This is a genomic window from Vibrio fortis (genome assembly GCF_000695685.1).
In the GTDB taxonomy this organism is placed as follows: Bacteria; Pseudomonadota; Gammaproteobacteria; order Enterobacterales; family Vibrionaceae; genus Vibrio; species Vibrio fortis_A.
In genome coordinates, this window is record NZ_JFFR01000002.1 from 277,608 (window position 1) to 291,024 (window position 13,417).

Sequence of the window (13,417 nt, forward strand, 5' to 3'; positions counted from 1 at the left end):
GTTGGTCGTAACCATCGTCAGGATGGTCTCAATGAGATTAAGCGGCTTGGATGCAATCGGTCGTTTCGTCGCGATAGATACGTTGCTCTGATTCCGTGTCAAAGAGGTAGGTGTGCTCAAGGTTGAACTTAAAGCCGACACGATCACCCATTCCCACAGTGCAATGCTTGTCTGTTCGACAGATAACGTAATGCTCGTCAACTTGAACTGTGATCAAAGTACATTCACCGGTCATCTCGACCGAATAAACGTCACCGTATAGATGGCTTTCTTCGACTGGACATAAAGCCACGTCTTCAGGGCGTACACCGAGGGTTACAGCATCATTGTCTTCACTGTTGAAGCCCGGTACTGAACAACTCACACCAGAGAAAACGCCGCCTTCTAACTTACCTTTGATGAAGTTCATACCCGGTGAACCGATGAAGCTTGCAACAAATAGACTTGCTGGATTGTTGTAGATCTCTTTAGGCGTATCGAGTTGTTGGATTTTGCCTTGGTAAAGGACAGCGACTCGGTCAGCTAATGTCATCGCTTCGATCTGATCGTGTGTTACGTACACGGTCGTGCGTTGGAATTCGTGATGTAGATTTTTAAGAAGTGCACGCATTGAAACACGCAGCTTCGCATCTAAGTTGGATAGAGGCTCATCCATTAGGAACATGCGTGGTTCACGAACAATCGCGCGCGCTAGTGCCACACGTTGACGCTGACCACCAGAAAGTGTGGCAGGCTTGCGGTCTAGAAGGTGTTCTAATTCAACACGCTTGGCTGCACGCATTACGCGATCGTGCAGCTCTTCTTTTGGAACTCGTTGCATCTCAAGAGGGAAGGCAATGTTGCCATAAACGGTTTTTTGAGGGTAAAGGCCGTAGCTTTGGAAAACCATCGCGATGTCGCGATCTCTAGGGTGCGTATCATTAACGTACTCACCATCGATGTAGACTTCTCCTTCACTTGGAGTGTCGAGCCCAGCGATCATTCGCATGGTCGTTGTTTTGCCACAACCTGATGGGCCCAACAAAACCAGAAATTCTTTGTCTTTAATTTCTAACGACAAGTCATTAATGGCGGTGAAGTTGTCCCAGTATTTCTTAATGTTCTTGAGTGAAACTGATGCCATGATTTGCTCCATGCGTGTTTGAATTTAATTTTGCATACGAATCCATTTTGGCAAAAGAGAATTAAACAGCAACATATAATTAACAATTTATACATCTTCATATCAATAGTGTGTGAGGAGTCATATTCAGACCATTTTATAATGTTGTTTAGATAATAACCGGTTGACATTGTACAAAGCTTGAGCGAATAAGGGCTTGAGTGTATTTTGGATAGGTATGCACAAGTGCGGTGCAACGAAAAAGTGAGCCGACTGGCTCACTTTATTGGAAAGAAGATGTTAAGGGCAATGCTAGCCCAATAAATTGGGTAGTGTCAGTGATATCGCAGGGACAAAAGTGATGATCATTAACGCAACCAACATGGCACCAATCCAACCAAGTATGGCTCTCGATAAAGACTCTATCGGCACATTACCGACTTGACTGGCCATGAAGAGATTCGCGCCAAGTGGTGGTGTCACAAAGCCAATGGCTAAGTTAACAATCATAACGATACCGAAGTGAATTGGGTCCATTCCTAGTGCGGTAACAATAGGCAACAATATTGGAGTTAAAATAACGATTGCAGCTAAGGTCTCCATGAATGTACCAACGATTAGAAGCAATGCGGTGATACATAGCAAAATCAGCAACTTATTCTCTGTGATAGACAGAATAAACTGGGCGATTTCAGTTGGAAGGCGCTCAAGTGTCAGAATGCGCCCAAAGGTGACCGATGCGCCGACAATCACAAGTACCGCGCCTACAAGCAACGAAGATTCAAGAATGATCTTCACGACCTTTTTGTAATCAAGCTCTTTGTAGACAAACATGCCAAAGAACAGACCGTACAAAACGCCAATGGCTGCTGACTCTGTTGGGGTAAATATCCCTGAGTAGATGCCACCCAGAATGATGACGGGTAGCAACATTGCCCAAATCGCTTCTCTTAATGCGGTGATACGTTCAGACCAAGAGGCCTTTTTCTCGTTACCTTTGTAACCACGAATCTTGGAGACGATAAGGCAGTAGCCAATCAGCACCAAACCGACGACTAAACCGGGAACAATACCAGCCATGAACATCTTGGTGACGGAAACTTCAGCGGTAATTGCATAAACGATCATCACAACCGATGGTGGAATAATCACTCCGATACCGCCAGAAGAGGCGATAAGTGCGCCAGCAAAGCTCCGGTCGTAACCTTTTTTAACCATGGATGGAATCATGGTTAAACCAATAGCGGCCACCGTTGCTGAGCCAGTACCTGAGATTGAAGCGAAGAACATACAAGCAACAATTGCAACGATACCTAATCCACCAGTAAAGTGACCGAAGAACACTTCAGCAACATGCAAAAGACGCTTCGATATTCCGCCTTGGCTCATTAAGTTACCAGCAAGTGTAAATAGGACAACAGCCAACAGTGGGAAGGAATCAAGGCCAGTAACTAAGCCTTGAACCAAGAATTCGATGTTTAGGAAAGGTAGGCTCAATATTGCGAGCATACTCGCACCCGCAAGAGCGATACCAACAGGAACCCCGATAAGCAATAACAGACCGAAACTACCAAACAGAAGAGCAGACGTCATAGGCTTAGCTCCAATAGGCGATTAGAAGTACGATGCTTCGCTTTCAAATGACGATAGCGACGCTGGGTGAAACGTTCTGATTTAGGTGAGTAAGCGATAATTGAAATGCGTTTATTGATGCTTACAACCAATCGAATCGCACTTAAGATGGCGCATACAAGTACTGAGGCGTATAGGCACGCAATCGGGATCTCCATAGCTGGCGCGATTTGCCCTAGCTTTAGGCTGCGTCCAATCACCGTAAACCCAAACCATGCCACCGTGCAGCTAAACGCCAAATAGATGAGGTCTGATAGGATTAAACTGTAGTGCGCTAGGTTACCCGGTAACTTATCGATAAAAAGACGGATACGGATGTGTCTATCATCACGTATACAGTAACTAATGCTTAAGTACATCGCCCAAACGAACAGGTAACGAGCGAGCTCTTCCGCCCAAGGAATTGAAGCGTCAAACAAGCGTAGCGTTATCTGTAAACAAAGCAGGGCAGTCATTAAAGTAATTGAGAATACGATGAGTGTTGGTTCGAAGTATCGGTCGAACAGGCGAAACCATTTCATACTTAACTCCAAAGAGAACTGAAAAGGGCGTCGAAGCCAATGAATAAAAAGTGCCTCAGGCTTTAAGCAAGATAGCTAAAGCCTGAGGTAGACGAGCGTTTGAACATTATGATCGGGATTTAGAGTTGTTCTATTTCCGCAATCACGCTGTCAAATAGGTCTTCGCCCGTTTTGCTGCGTAGTTCTTGATAAACAGCAGCATTCATCTTCTCTTTCATTTGCGAGCGAACATCGGTTGGAACCACGTTAACCGTCATACCTTTCGCTTCAAGCTCTTTGATGACTTCTTGGTTTTGTGTAGCCGCTAACTGGCGTTGTTTAACAATCGTCTCTTGGCTTACTTCGTTAATAAGAGCCTGCTGGTCGCTTGGTAATGAGTCCCAGAACTCTTTGTTCATGAACAGAACATAGTTTGTGTAGATATGGTTCGTTAGAGAAAGGTACTCTTGTGCTTCATAGAAGCGTTCCGCGTAGATTGAGTAGACTGCACTCTCTTGTGAGTTGATGAGACCTTGTTGTAGCGAAGTAAATATCTCACCCCAAGAGAGTGGCGTTGGTGCCGTGCCGACTGATTTCCAAGCACTGATTTGTGTTGGATTTGAAGCCGAACGAATCTTTAGGCTATTGAGATCTTCAATGCTCTCGATAGGTTGTTTGTTGTTGGTGATGCTGCGAAAGCCAACTTCCATAAAGCCAAGACCGTGAAAACCTTTTGATTCCATAGAGTTGAGTAGAGGTTTACCGATCTTCTCACTATCGAGAGCTTTGTGTGCTTGAGCTTCATCTTCAAAGAGATAGAACACATCAAGGACATTAAACTCAGGCACATAGGGTGAAAGAAGTACTGACGCTCCAAACGTCATTTGTAAGTTGCCTTGTTGAACCAACTCAGTCGTTTCTCTTACGTCACCCAGTTGGCGAGCTGGGTAAATTTCGACTTCCAGTTCACCGTTTGAGCGAGCTTCAAGTTCTTTTTCGAAGTGCAGCATCGCTTTATGTACTGGTGATGTTTCTTGGCTGTCGTGAGCAAGACGAATTACATTATTTGCAAACGTATTCATGCTTGCAAGCGTTAAGCCGAGGGCAGTCATTGAGGTAAAGATTGCGCGTTTCATTGTTCTTCCTTGTTCGTCACATGACTTTTATGTGCATTCATTTGAGTCATGTTGGTCAGTGGGTTATTTATCCGCACTTCATATCCTAATTTTGCATACGAATCCAAAATATAAACACATGACTAACAAGTCAATAACAAATCGGCCGGATTGATAACGAAGTGAATAGTAATCGGTGAATTTTTAGACGAGATCACAGAAAGAAGCCCTAACGTTAAATTAGGGCTTCTAGTCTAGATTTACTTGCTGAATGTTGGGCGGGTATAGCCTCGGTGATGTCAATATCTTGAAATCGCTCCTCAATTGATTTGAGTACTGCCACGCTCAATGATGGTGCCTGATTCGAGTAGGTATTCGCCTTTCGCATCAACATTGTCGTTGATACGTTGCATAAGATCCTCAACGGCGCTTTGAACGATTTTGTCGACAGGCTGAGCAATCGTTGTGAGATCATAACTTGGCCACGACGCCATTGGGATATCATCGACGCCCATAATGGCGAAGTCTTGTGGGATATTACATCCAAGCTGTCTCAAGCCATCAATTACACCCATAGCTAAGATGTCATTTGCACAGAAAACAGCATCAGGTTTGGATGTGTGTTCAAGTAGCGCTTTTGCTGCCTCTAAGCCGGCTTCAAAACTGTATTTTGCATTGATGAAGATAGGGGATGCTGCTTCGTGCGCTTTCGCTGTTTCGGAAAAACCAAGCCAACGCTTGTCACTGGTCATTGAACCAGCGTCACCACTTACATAAGCTAGCTGCTTGTAGCCTTTTTCAAGTAGATATTCCGCGGCTTGTGTACCGGCTCTTTGGTTATCGAGACCAGCACTGTTGGCATTGATACCTTCTGTATAGCGGTTGATGAGGCTCAAGTGAACACCAAACTTTTCACATTGAGCAAAGGCGCGAGAAGTAAGACGACTTGTGGCAATGATTAATCCATCCACTTGATATTCGATCGCCCTTGAAATCGCGAGATCCAGGTCATCTTTATCAATAGGACATAAAACAACTTGTCCGCCACGCTTTTGAATTTCCATTGCAAGAGCACGCGATTGTAAATCGTACATTGGGTTTGACTCACTATCCAAAGCAATAGCGACTAAACCTGAACGGTTGGATATCAAGCTTCTCGCGATAGCATTTGGTGTGTATCCAAGCTTAGCTGCGGCGTCCATAACCATTTTTCGTTTCTTTTCACTGATACTCGCAGTCGGGCTAAATGCACGAGAAACGGTTGATTGAGAAACGCCAAGCATTTTGGCGACATCAATAGAGGTAACTTTGGCTTTTATGGTGAATTCTCCTTAATTCGCAACCTTTCTAAGCGTAAGGCAAGACGAAATGAGCGTCGTTTGATAATTACAATACGTGTAACTTTTGAAATAACAAAGAAAATTTATGATTTCATGACGGCTTGCTCATTTCGAAAGCCGTCAATGATCATTTTGTGCTCAGATCCTACGCAGAAGAAGTTCACGCCCAACTCGCTCCACTCACGAGCCGCTTGAGCATTGGCGACAAACATACCTACGGGTTTGTTAGCTTGATGAGCGGCTTTGACTATCTTAATGCTTGCTTCACGTACACACTCTTCGTTCACGCTTGCCGCACCATAAGACACCGCCAAATCAACCTGACCAATGAAGAGGGCATCGACGCCTTCAACAGCAGCAATCGACTCCGCGTTAATCACACCTTCAGGATCCTCAATTTGCACAATCACAACGGTGTTGTTTTTGCTGTCACTTAAATGATTCGCCATCGCTTTGGTCGCATATTGGGCAGCGCGACTCGAACCCGCATAACCTCGGCCGCCTTCACCATAATGAGAAACTTTCACCAGTTTTTGGGCTTGCTCCGCTGTACATACATGTGGGATTTGAATGCCTGTTGCGCCGCAATCTAACGCGTTAAGTATCGTAGAAGCTTGGCTGTCCTGAACACGAACAATACAGGGTAGTTGATTGGCTCTAGCCGCCAATATACAGCTATCAAGCGTTGTTCTATCAAAAGGAGCGTGCTCTGCATCCAAGACAATAAACGGAAGATCGGCCAGTGCCAAAACTTCGATGATGTGCGGATGTGGGGTTTTAACGAATGTGCCAAGTAGCTGCGTGCCGTTGAGAGTCTGTTTGAAGTTGTCCATGAATTATCTCCATTGCAAAGGTATGCAAAACTTAACACGTGTTGTTGTAAAAAAAGAGTAAAAACAATGTGACGAGTGCAACATAAATTGATTGTTTTTTGTTCTCAATATTTCGATTTACCTTTGCTGGTTGAGGTTTTGACCATTTAAAACAATGGGTTAAATTATCTTTGTACCGTTTGAAATACGATTTGCCAAGTGTTAATAAAATGTTTATGTTTGTTTTGCATTCGTATCCAAAATCATACAAAAACTAATAATTCTGCATTAATTGACCAATAAGCAAACACTAGGCATAGCGACAAGGAGAACTACGCATGGCTCGCATTCTAAAACACGGAATCACTGAAGAAGCATCAGCATCAAACAACGCGCAAGTACGTCAAACCGTTGAAAACATTCTTTCTGATATTGAAAAGAAAGGTGACAGTGCAGTTCGTGAGCTTTCAGAAAAATTTGATAACTGGTCTCCGGAGCAGTTTCGTTTAACAGAAGAACAAATTCAGGCGTGTGTCGATGCTCTGGATGAGTCTACTAAGCACGATATTGAGTTTGCTCAAACGCAAGTACGTAACTTTGCACAGATCCAACGTGACTCGATGCACGATGTGGAAGTAGAGACGATGCCGGGTGTTGTGCTAGGACATAAAAACGTACCCGTGAACAGTGTGGGTTGTTACATCCCTGGTGGTAAATACCCATTGGTGGCTTCTGCACACATGAGTGTTCTAACGGCAAAAGTGGCTGGCGTAAAACGTGTGATTGCATGCGCTCCTCCTTTTAATGGTCAACCCAACGTAGCGATTGTTGCTGCGATGGCGATGGCTGGTGCGGATGAGATCTACTGTTTTGGTGGTGTTCAAGCGGTAGGTGCAATGGCATTGGGTACTGAATCGATTGCACCTGTCGATATGATAGTTGGTCCGGGTAACGCATTCGTAGCTGAAGCAAAACGCCAACTGTTTGGTCGTGTTGGTATCGACTTGTTTGCAGGTCCAACAGAAACGTTGGTGATTGCAGATGAAGAAGGTTGTGACCCTGAATTGGCCGCTGCGGATCTGCTGGGTCAAGCTGAGCACGGTTATAACTCTCCGGCAGTACTGTTAACCAATAGCGAAGCGTTCGCTGAAGAAACCGTAAAAGAGATTGAACGTCAGTTAACTATCCTGCCAACGGCTGAAGTAGCAGGCAAAGCGTGGGAAAACTACGGGCAGGTGATTGTGTGTGACAGCTATGAAGAGATGGTTGAAGTCGCAGATGATATCGCTTCGGAACACGTTCAAGTCATGACCAAAGATCCTAAGTACTTCCTAGACAACATGACTAACTATGGTGCGCTGTTCTTAGGTCGTGAGACAAACGTTTCTTACGGCGACAAATGTATCGGCACAAACCATACACTTCCTACAAACAAAGCGGCACGTTACACCGGTGGTTTGTGGGTAGGGAAGTTCATCAAGACTTGTACTTACCAACGAGTAACAGAAGCGGCTTCTTTGAAAGTGGGTGAATACTGTTCTCGCCTATGTGCGCTGGAAGGCTTCGCTGGACATAAAGAGCAAGCAGACATTCGTGTGCGCCGCTATAAAGAAAAATCAGTAGAGGCGTAACATGACAAAACTCGCCTTAGTTACAGGCGGCAGTGGCGGTATTGGTGCCGCCATATGTCACAAACTGGCCAAGTCTGGCTATCGAATCGTGTTTACTTTCAATAGTAATCAGAGCGCGGCGGAGCAGGTTTTGGATAGTCTCGAAGGCACCGGTCATGCCATGTATCAACTCAATGTTGAAGACAGTGCAGCGATCAGTGCGCTAGCAGATCAAGTCCAAGAAACCTCACAATCATTAGATCTGCTAGTCAACTGTGCGGGTATGACGAAATTCGTCCCACACAGTGATTTGAACTCATTAAATGATGAACTGATAGACAAGATCTTCCGAGTCAATGTTCGTGCTCCTTTTGCGATGGTTAGAGCGTTTGAACCTGCACTTAGGAACGCGAATGGTTGTGTCGTCAACATCACCTCGATAGCCGCGCAAACCGCGATGGGAAGCAATGTGGCTTACTGCGCGAGTAAATCGGCGGTTGAGAACATGACCCGATCGTTAGCAAGAGCCTTATCTCCAGATATCCGAGTTCTTGCGGTCGCTCCAGGGCTTGTTGATACCGAGTTCGTTAAGGGGCTCGATGATGAGTGGCGTGACGCACAGGAACAATCGACACCGCTTAAGCGACTCGCTAACGATGAAGAAGTTGCAAATGCGGTATTCGCGGCTGCTGAGCTGCTGACATTCTCAACGGGCAATACTATCGCAGTGGATGGTGGTAGGCCTTTAAGTAATTAAACTTAAAAATCTGACTGATGGCTGAGTGTTGAACCGCTAGCTCTAAATTGGCTTTGAACTCGCGCGAACAGTTGGGAAAGGAACGAATAATGACCCTACAAAATAAAATAAATAATAGCTTAGTACGCTACATGGAACTGATTCCCGGCACGAGCGCATTCATCGATGCACGAACGCCTGGCAGTGACTTGAAAGATAACTTCTGCATTATTGGCGCAGGTGTTGCTGAAAGCAGCCGCCAACATGTGCATATTCGCGAAACAGCGGGTTTCAATATTGGTGCAGCAGGCCAACCACCGGGCATCAAAAACTCCCTTCACTCACATCACACTGCAGAACTGTTTGTGGTATTTAAAGGCCAGTTTCGCTTCTATTGGGGGAATGAGGGAGAGCATGAAGCGGTACTGTCACATGGTGATGTTATCTCTATTCCTACTAATCTATTCCGAGGATTCGAAGTTGTAGGCCGAGACTATGGCTTTATGTACTCTGTGCTAGGTGGCGATAACTCTGGCGGTGGTGTGGTTTGGCATCCTAAGGTAATTAAAGACAGCCAAGGTTACGGTTTATACCTAAAAGCAGACGGTACGCTGGTAGATACCATTGATGGCGACGCTGCGCCAAATGAATCTGAACTGATGCCACTGCTCACAGAGCAGGAGTTGTCTCAATTCGATAGCTATACAGCAGAACAGATGATGCCTTTTGTTGCGTTGAAGAAAGATTATCGTGAGATCACGGGTGATTTTTCTAACCCTAACGTTAAACAATACGCACTGACTGGTCATCCAGAGGCAGAGTACGACTTCCAAGTGAAGAGTGTCGATGACGTGAGTATCATGGCGTATGAGTTGACGGAAGGTGCGAGTATTCCGGTTCATCAGCGTGATGAAAAACAGGTGCTGATTAACTTTGAAGGGGATACGTTACTCAACTTAGTTCAAGATGGTGAACAAGCTCAGTTAGTGCTGACGACGGGTGATGTATTCAGTGTGCCAGTTGGGGCATCTTATAGCCTTGAAAACCTTCGCGGCACTAGTTTCACCTATGTGGTTCTTGGTTCTGACCAACCGCAAACATTGCAGGATAGTTAATGATGAAACCAGAAGTACCACTACTATGGTTGCCTGGTTTGTTATGTGATGAAGCCTTGTTTAGAGAGGTCAATAGAGAGCTGCCCGATTGGGTGGCTCCTTTTACAAGTGACTTAGCGGCAGAAACATCCATGCAAGCTTTAGCGAGTAAAGTGTTAGAGGATGCCCCAGACACCTTTATGCTTGGCGGCTTATCAATGGGTGGTATCTTGGCATTTGAAGTATTACGTCAAGCGCCAACAAGGGTGAAAGGGTTAATCCTTATGGATACTAACTCCGCTGACGAAAAGCCAGAGGTGTCGGAAAAGCGTTATGCGTTAGTCGACAAAGCAAAAGCTGGTGAGTTTGAATCAATCACTCCTGATGTATTGATGCCTGTGCTGATTCATCCAAGCCAATTGCACAACCAGCAGCTTACAGAGCAAATCTCTCAAATGGCGATTAATGTCGGTATTAATCGATTTGAAGCACATGCTCACGCCTTAGCAACACGACCAGATTCAAGACCATTGCTAGGGGACATCAAAATACCGACATTGGTGATTACCGGCAAAGATGACCTGTTGTGTCCTATTGATAATCATTTACTGATGGCAAAACATATCGAGAGTGTGTCTCTGCACGTGATTCCTAACTGTGGACACCTATCAACAATGGAGCAGCCTGAGCAAGTTGCTGCGCACATCAATCATTGGCTTGATGTCCATAAAGCCTTGTTAGCTAACTGAACTCCACATAAAACCAAAGGCCACTCAATCGAGTGGCCTTTGTTAATTCTTTAAATATATCTAGTTACTCAGCGACTGTTTCTTGCTTAAAGCATGGGCTCTTAAGTGTGCTCATGTTCTGAATTTCATTGAGCAGTCGGACAGAGAGTAGTGCTTTTTGATTGGATGCAAAGTCAAACATCACGATAGTGGCTGTGCCTATGGTGGTGACTTTCTGCTGCGCCTTACTGACGATAGCGTATTCCATTGTGAAACGGTCGTCTTGAACTTCTGTCACTTTTGAACCGACTAATAATGTGTCAGGGTAGGTGACTGGGCGGAAATACTTACAGTAAGTATCACCGAGTACTGGACCAACTTTGGTTACAGCCATCTCTTCCATCAGTTCAACGTGCTTGAAAAAGTCTAAGCGAGCGGTTTCAAAATAGCGAAAGTAGACCGCGTTGTTCACGTGATTGAGTGCGTCCATCTCTCCCCAAGCCACGGGGATTTCAGTGATTACAGGGTATTCAGATAATAGTGCTTCCATGCAGACTCTCTTATTGTGGTTAGAATGATCTTTGAGAAATCATGAGTTATTGGAATAAAAACACTATCGCCATTTTAACATTGCTGCAACATTGAAAATGGCGAGCTGTGACTTGTGACCGATGAGCAAATACTCATCAACCCCTGAGCTATCCGCGGACGTGTTTAAACTGCAACTCCACCAGTCTCTGATAAAGTTCGCAGCTCTGCATGAGCGAGTCGTGATTGCCCAGATCTACTAGCTTACCTTGGTCAAGCACGGCAATTTGATCAGCGTGTTTGATGGTAGAAAGTCGGTGGGCGATGATAAGTGTAGTTCGGCCTTTCATAAGTTCTTCAAGAGCTTGCTGAACATGGTGCTCACTTTCACTATCAAGTGCGCTGGTGGCCTCGTCTAATAATAAAATATTCGGATCCTTTAGGATCGCACGAGCTATCGCGATACGTTGGCGTTGTCCTCCAGATAAGCGGACACCGCGCTCACCTAAAAAGCTGTTGTAGCCTTCAGGTAGCGACATAATAAAGTCGTGAGCATGGGCTTTCTTTGCGGCTGCAATAACTTCTTCATCGGTCGCATTTGGATTCCCGTAGCGAATATTGTGGAATACATCGTGGCTAAATAACGCGGGTTGTTGTGGTACTAACGCCATTTGAGAGCGTAGATCGTTAGGGTCGAACTTATGAAGCGGAACGCCGCCAAGTGTAACGCTGCCAACTTGTGGGTCATAGAATCGTTGTAGCAGTTCGAACAAGGTTGTTTTACCGGCACCGGAAGGTCCAACGAGCGCCAATACTTTTCCTTCTTCGGCTGTCATCGTGAGAGCCGTCGTAGCTGGATCATCTGGGCGAGAAGGGTAGCTAAAGGTGACATCATTGAACGCCACTTCTGCCGCTAACCCCTCGGTAGTTTGAGGATGACTAACTGGCGCAACAATATGACTCTCAACATGTAAAATCTCAATCAGCCTTTCAGTTGCACCCGCTGCACGTTGAAGTTCCCCCATTACTTCAGAGATGGTTCCAAGCGATGAGGCGACCATGATTGCGTAAAATACAAATGCGCCCAAATCACCTGCCGACATAGTGCCATTAATCACATCACTACCACCAACCCACAGCATTCCTGAGATAGCACTGAATACAATCAGAATCACGCCAGAGATCAAAATCGCACGCTGTTTCACGCGTTGACGACCAATTTCGTACGCTTTCTCTACTTCCTTACCAAATGAAGCGATCTCTTGTTGCTCGTGACTATAGCTTTGAACGGTCTTGATGTGCTCAATTGCTTCACCAGCATAAGAGCCGACGTCGGCCATTGAATCTTGGCTCTGGCGTGAAAGAGCTCTTACGCGTCGTCCATAAACCAGAATAGGTACCAGAACAAAGGGAACAGAGGCCAATACGATTAGGGTGAGTTTGATATTAGTCGCGAACAGCATGATCACGGCGCCAATACACATCAACGCGCTGCGCATCGCCATTGAAAACGATGAGCCAATAATGCTCTGTAGCAGGGTAGTGTCAGTAGTGATACGTGACATAATGTCACCACTGCCGTTGGTTTCAAAATAGCTCGGGTGCAGCGAGACCACATGCTTGAACACCGCTAAACGTATATCGGCACTGACACGCTCACCAACCGATGACACCAGATAGAAACGGAAGAAGGTCCCGACGGAGATCAAACCAATGATCACCAACATAAATTGAATCGCGTTCCCCAGCTCATCGGTTGAGCGTTGGGTAAAACCTTGGTCGATAAGAATACGTACACCATGGCCGACCGTGAGCGTGAGACTTGCGGTAAAAACCAGAGCTATCAGTGCAATAGCCACTTTAACTCGGTATGGCTTAATGAACTGGAAGAGCTCAAGCAAGATCTTTAGGCTCTTTTTTGTTTGTTCCGGTGGCGGTTTGGTTTGCTCTTCAAGCGTAGAAGCAGAGTCGGACATTAGACTACCTTAGTATTGATTGATAACCCATTAGAGCACGTTATTGCTGGTTGTAATGTGCGATACAAGCTGATCTTGGGGATTACTACTTGTCTAACTATATGACTCACCGCGTTTATTTTAAACCATCTCACACATGATTAAGTGGTTACTCATAACTCTTTTCGAGTTGATTCCCCAATACTTATTCATCGAATATCTCTATTTTTCTTAACGCAAAGTGAACGTCATTATCAAAGCCTTG

Annotated in this window: 12 protein-coding genes; 4 read left to right on the forward strand and 8 right to left on the reverse strand. The window is 45.3% G+C overall.

What is annotated here, in order from left to right; translation table 11 throughout:
• Window positions 1-37: 37 nt before the first annotated feature.
• From VFDL14_RS21325 to VFDL14_RS21300, 6 genes are all read right to left on the reverse strand, one after another.
• Complete coding sequence (locus tag VFDL14_RS21325) at window positions 38-1,123, reverse strand: ABC transporter ATP-binding protein (RefSeq protein ID WP_032548953.1); 1,086 nt, start codon at window positions 1,121-1,123, stop codon at window positions 38-40.
• A 291-nt stretch (window positions 1,124-1,414) separates the two neighbouring features.
• Entirely contained in the window at window positions 1,415-2,695 is a 1,281-nt protein-coding gene (locus VFDL14_RS21320; protein WP_032548954.1) for a TRAP transporter large permease, read from the reverse strand.
• On the reverse strand, window positions 2,692-3,255 hold the full coding sequence (locus tag VFDL14_RS21315) for a TRAP transporter small permease (protein ID WP_032548956.1): 564 nt from the start codon (window positions 3,253-3,255) through the stop codon (window positions 2,692-2,694). The genes VFDL14_RS21320 and VFDL14_RS21315 overlap by 4 nt, the downstream gene beginning before the upstream one ends.
• Window positions 3,256-3,374: 119 nt before the next feature.
• The gene (locus VFDL14_RS21310) at window positions 3,375-4,370 is read right to left on the reverse strand and encodes a TRAP transporter substrate-binding protein (RefSeq protein ID WP_032548958.1); all 996 of its coding nucleotides are present in this window, start codon (window positions 4,368-4,370) and stop codon (window positions 3,375-3,377) included.
• 299 nt (window positions 4,371-4,669) lie between these two features.
• Entirely contained in the window at window positions 4,670-5,632 is a 963-nt protein-coding gene (locus tag VFDL14_RS21305; RefSeq protein WP_032548959.1) for a LacI family DNA-binding transcriptional regulator, read from the reverse strand.
• Window positions 5,633-5,772: 140 nt separating this feature from the next.
• Window positions 5,773-6,522 (reverse strand): HpcH/HpaI aldolase family protein, encoded by a 750-nt coding sequence (locus VFDL14_RS21300; protein ID WP_032548960.1) that lies wholly within the window; start codon window positions 6,520-6,522, stop codon window positions 5,773-5,775.
• Window positions 6,523-6,839: 317 nt separating this feature from the next.
• On the opposite strand from VFDL14_RS21300, the gene hisD reads away from it, so the two are divergent.
• From hisD to VFDL14_RS21280, 4 genes are all read left to right on the forward strand, one after another.
• A complete protein-coding gene (gene hisD, locus VFDL14_RS21295; protein ID WP_032548962.1) occupies window positions 6,840-8,132 on the forward strand; it encodes a histidinol dehydrogenase in 1,293 nt (430 codons plus the stop codon).
• A 1-nt stretch (window position 8,133) separates the two neighbouring features.
• The gene (locus VFDL14_RS21290; RefSeq protein WP_032548964.1) at window positions 8,134-8,868 is read left to right on the forward strand and encodes an SDR family NAD(P)-dependent oxidoreductase; all 735 of its coding nucleotides are present in this window, start codon (window positions 8,134-8,136) and stop codon (window positions 8,866-8,868) included.
• A gap of 89 nt (window positions 8,869-8,957) precedes the next feature.
• On the forward strand, window positions 8,958-9,962 hold the full coding sequence (locus VFDL14_RS21285; protein WP_032548967.1) for a cupin domain-containing protein: 1,005 nt from the start codon (window positions 8,958-8,960) through the stop codon (window positions 9,960-9,962).
• Between the two features lie 2 nt (window positions 9,963-9,964).
• On the forward strand, window positions 9,965-10,690 hold the full coding sequence (locus VFDL14_RS21280; protein WP_032549698.1) for an alpha/beta fold hydrolase: 726 nt from the start codon (window positions 9,965-9,967) through the stop codon (window positions 10,688-10,690).
• A gap of 64 nt (window positions 10,691-10,754) precedes the next feature.
• On the opposite strand, the gene VFDL14_RS21275 is transcribed toward VFDL14_RS21280, so the two are convergent.
• Together VFDL14_RS21275 and VFDL14_RS21270 are read right to left on the reverse strand one after the other, a co-directional pair.
• On the reverse strand, window positions 10,755-11,219 hold the full coding sequence (locus VFDL14_RS21275; protein ID WP_032548968.1) for an acyl-CoA thioesterase: 465 nt from the start codon (window positions 11,217-11,219) through the stop codon (window positions 10,755-10,757).
• A 148-nt stretch (window positions 11,220-11,367) separates the two neighbouring features.
• Window positions 11,368-13,173, reverse strand: coding sequence for an ABC transporter ATP-binding protein/permease (locus VFDL14_RS21270; protein WP_032548969.1), 1,806 nt, complete (start codon window positions 13,171-13,173; stop codon window positions 11,368-11,370).
• Window positions 13,174-13,417 lie beyond the last annotated feature (244 nt).

Coding starts and splice junctions, on each gene's coding strand:
- VFDL14_RS21325 (WP_032548953.1), bottom strand. CDS start 1,123: ATGGCATCAGTTTCACTCAAGAACATTAAGAAATACTGGGACAACTTC.
- VFDL14_RS21320 (WP_032548954.1), bottom strand. CDS start 2,695: ATGACGTCTGCTCTTCTGTTTGGTAGTTTCGGTCTGTTATTGCTTATC.
- VFDL14_RS21315 (WP_032548956.1), bottom strand. CDS start 3,255: ATGAAATGGTTTCGCCTGTTCGACCGATACTTCGAACCAACACTCATC.
- VFDL14_RS21310 (WP_032548958.1), bottom strand. CDS start 4,370: ATGAAACGCGCAATCTTTACCTCAATGACTGCCCTCGGCTTAACGCTT.
- VFDL14_RS21305 (WP_032548959.1), bottom strand. CDS start 5,632: ATGCTTGGCGTTTCTCAATCAACCGTTTCTCGTGCATTTAGCCCGACT.
- VFDL14_RS21300 (WP_032548960.1), bottom strand. CDS start 6,522: ATGGACAACTTCAAACAGACTCTCAACGGCACGCAGCTACTTGGCACA.
- hisD (WP_032548962.1), top strand. CDS start 6,840: ATGGCTCGCATTCTAAAACACGGAATCACTGAAGAAGCATCAGCATCA.
- VFDL14_RS21290 (WP_032548964.1), top strand. CDS start 8,134: ATGACAAAACTCGCCTTAGTTACAGGCGGCAGTGGCGGTATTGGTGCC.
- VFDL14_RS21285 (WP_032548967.1), top strand. CDS start 8,958: ATGACCCTACAAAATAAAATAAATAATAGCTTAGTACGCTACATGGAA.
- VFDL14_RS21280 (WP_032549698.1), top strand. CDS start 9,965: ATGAAACCAGAAGTACCACTACTATGGTTGCCTGGTTTGTTATGTGAT.
- VFDL14_RS21275 (WP_032548968.1), bottom strand. CDS start 11,219: ATGGAAGCACTATTATCTGAATACCCTGTAATCACTGAAATCCCCGTG.
- VFDL14_RS21270 (WP_032548969.1), bottom strand. CDS start 13,173: ATGTCCGACTCTGCTTCTACGCTTGAAGAGCAAACCAAACCGCCACCG.